This is a genomic window from Streptomyces sp. NPDC048506 (assembly GCF_040651315.1).
Taxonomy (GTDB): Bacteria; Actinomycetota; Actinomycetes; order Streptomycetales; family Streptomycetaceae; genus Streptomyces.
Map to the genome: position 1 here is coordinate 1 of NZ_JBEZIX010000121.1, position 2967 is coordinate 2967.

General features: G+C 71.5%; 3 protein-coding genes. All 3 read left to right on the plus strand.

The features are described 5' to 3' along the window. On the plus strand, positions 1–840 hold an 840-nt coding region (locus tag AB0C96_RS42975), incomplete at its 5' end, for a serine hydroxymethyltransferase (protein ID WP_362925742.1). Positions 841–1078: 238 nt separating this feature from the next. Next, positions 1079–2782 carry an APC family permease gene (locus AB0C96_RS42980; RefSeq protein WP_362925744.1) on the plus strand — a complete coding sequence of 568 codons (1704 nt, stop codon included), beginning with the start codon at positions 1079–1081 and terminating at the stop codon, positions 2780–2782. A gap of 105 nt (positions 2783–2887) precedes the next feature. After that, positions 2888–2967 (plus strand): serine dehydratase beta chain (locus AB0C96_RS42985; protein ID WP_362925745.1); only part of this gene is annotated, 80 nt, incomplete at its 3' end.

The window sequence follows — 2967 nt, forward strand, 5'->3', positions numbered from 1 at the left end:
AACGTCGTCCCCTACCACGTCGACGAAAAGACCAACCTCGTCGACATGGACGAGGTCGAACGCCTCGCCAAGGAACACCGCCCCAAGCTGATCGTGGCCGGCTGGTCGGCCTACCCCCGCCAGCTCGACTTCGCCGCCTTCCGCCGCATCGCCGACGAGGTCGGCGCCTACCTCATGGTCGACATGGCCCACTTCGCCGGCCTCGTCGCCGCGGGCCTGCACCCCAACCCCGTCCCCCACGCCCACGTGGTGACCACCACCACCCACAAGACCCTCGGCGGCCCCCGCGGCGGCGTCATCCTGTCCACCCAGGAACTCGCCAAGAAGATCAACTCCGCGGTCTTCCCCGGCCAGCAGGGCGGCCCCCTCGAACACGTCATCGCCGCCAAGGCCGTCTCCTTCAAGGTCGCCGCCTCCGAGGAGTTCAAGGAGCGCCAGCAGCGCACCCTGGAAGGCGCCAAGATCCTCGCCGAACGCCTCATCCAGGACGACGTCACCCAGCACGGCGTCTCCGTCCTGTCCGGCGGCACCGACGTCCACCTCGTCCTGGTCGACCTGCGCGACAGCCAACTCGACGGCCAGCAGGCCGAAGACCGCCTCCACGAGGTCGGGATCACCGTCAACCGCAACGCGATCCCCAACGACCCCCGCCCCCCGATGATCACCTCCGGCCTGCGCATCGGCACCCCCGCCCTGGCCACCCGCGGCTTCCAGGCCGACGACTTCCGCGAGGTCGCCGACATCATCGCCGAAGCCCTCAAGCCCGGCTACGACGCCCAGGCCCTCAAGGCCCGCGTCACCGCACTCGCGGAGAAGTTCCCGCTGTACCCGTCGCTGTGACGCGTCTCATGCAGTGAACCCCCGGCCCGCCGGTGAGCGGCGGGCCGGGGCCGAACGGGCCGTGAGCCCGGGGCCGTTGGTCCCGGGCTCACCGTCTGCCCGGCCCGATACCGCCCCCGTTCCCGTACAGCAGCGGAAATCCCGGTGTTTCGCCGGAAATAAGGTGGTCGGCGGCAGATCACAGCGACCCTTCAACGGCGAGGGGGCACGAGCAACGGCAGGACGGACGACACTCCCCATGGACATGAGCGCGGGCGACCGCAAGGGGCTCAGCCTCTTCGCCCTCATCATGATCGGCATCGGCTCGATCTTCGGCTCCGGCTGGCTCTTCGGGGCCGGTGCCGCCGCCCAGGTGGCGGGCCCCGCGGCGCTGGTCGCCTGGGTCATCGGCGCCGTCTTCATCGGCATGATCGCGATGTCCTACGCGGAGGTCGGCGCGGCCTACCCGGTGCCGGGCGGTATGGCCCGCTACGGCCACCTCTCGCACGGCCCGGTCCTCGGCTTCCTCACCGGCTGGGCGGTGTGGATCGCGGTCGCCTCGCTCATCCCGATCGAGTCGATCGCCGCCACCCAGTACATGACGTCGTGGAACTTCGGCTGGGCCAAGGGCCTGGTCGACCCGGCCGGCCACCACCTCACCGCGTCCGGCATGGCCGTGGCGCTGGCCCTGACCGTCGCCCTCTGGCTGACCTGCTACTGGTCCGTCCAGCTGCTGGCCCGCGCCAACACCGTCCTCACCCTGGTCAAGTTCGCCATCCCGGTGCTCGCCGTGGCCGCGCTGGTCGCCTCCGGCTTCCACACCTCCAACTTCACCGCACAGGGCGGCTTCGCCCCGTACGGCTGGCCGGCCGTGCTCACCGCGGTCACCACCTGCGGGGTGGTCTTCGCGTTCAACGGGTTCCAGGCCGTGGTCAACCTCGGCGGCGCCGCCAGGAACCCGGGCCGGGCCATTCCGATCGCCCTGGTCGGCGCGGTCTCGCTGGGCCTGGTGATCTATCTGGCGCTCCAGACCGCGTTCCTGGGTGCCGTGCCGCCCGAGGAGCTGGCCCGGGCCGGCGGCTGGCAGGGCGTGAACCTCGGCTCGCCGTTCGCCGACCTCGCCAAGCTGCTGATGCTGCACTGGGTGGTCACGATGCTTCAGTTCGGCGCCTTCATCTCACCGGCCGGCTCCAACATCGCCAATGTCGCCTCGGCCGCGTACATGGTCACCAACCTCGCCGAGACCGGCTTCTTCCCGCGCAGGCTGGCGGCCGTGCACCCGCGCTACGGGACCGCGCGCCCCGCGATGTGGCTCAACCTCGGCTTCTCCGTCCTGCTGCTGCTCACCGTCGGCCGCAGCTGGCAGGCGCTGGCCGGCGTGGTGTCGGCGGCCATGGTGATCTCGTACCTGATCGGGCCGATCGCGGTGGGGGTGCTGCGGCGGACCGCGCCGGAGCTGCCCCGCCCGTTCCGACTGCCCGCCGCCGCGGTCCTGTGCCCGGTCACCTTCGCCTTCGCCGCGTGCGCCCTGTACTGGTCGAAGTGGCCGGACACCGGCAAGGTCGCCGTGCTGACGCTGGTGTCCGTGCCGATCGCCGCGCCGGTGCTGTGGCGCAAGGCCGCGATCGAGCGGCGCCACGGAGCCTCGCACGCGGCCGGTGACGGGCGAGGGGCCGGCCGACTGCTGCGGCAGTTCGCCCCGGCCTGGTGGATGGTGGTCTTCCTGGTCTGGATGGCCGCGCTGTCGGCGCTGGGCAGCCCGGACTTCGGCGGCCGTGGCCTCATCCCCGGCGGCCTGGACATCGCCCTGGTCGCGCTGTCCGCCCCGGCCTTCTACTTCTGGGCGGTCCGCGCCGGGGTCAGGGCCCGCGCGGACGGCCTGACCAGCGCGCCGATCGCCCCGGCATCCGTTCCGAAACCCACTGTTACCCCCGACGACGGACGCCCGATGGTTTCCGTCTGACGGCACCGCGCCGGGTCCGGGTTACGCTCGACAATCGGCGCAGAAACGCACCTCCTGCCCCATAGCTCCACCGTCCACCACGAGCAGACAAGGGAGTCCGCCACCGTGGCCATCTCCGTCTTCGACCTCTTCTCCATCGGCATCGGCCCCTCCAGCTCCCACACCGTCGGCCCGATGCGCGCCGC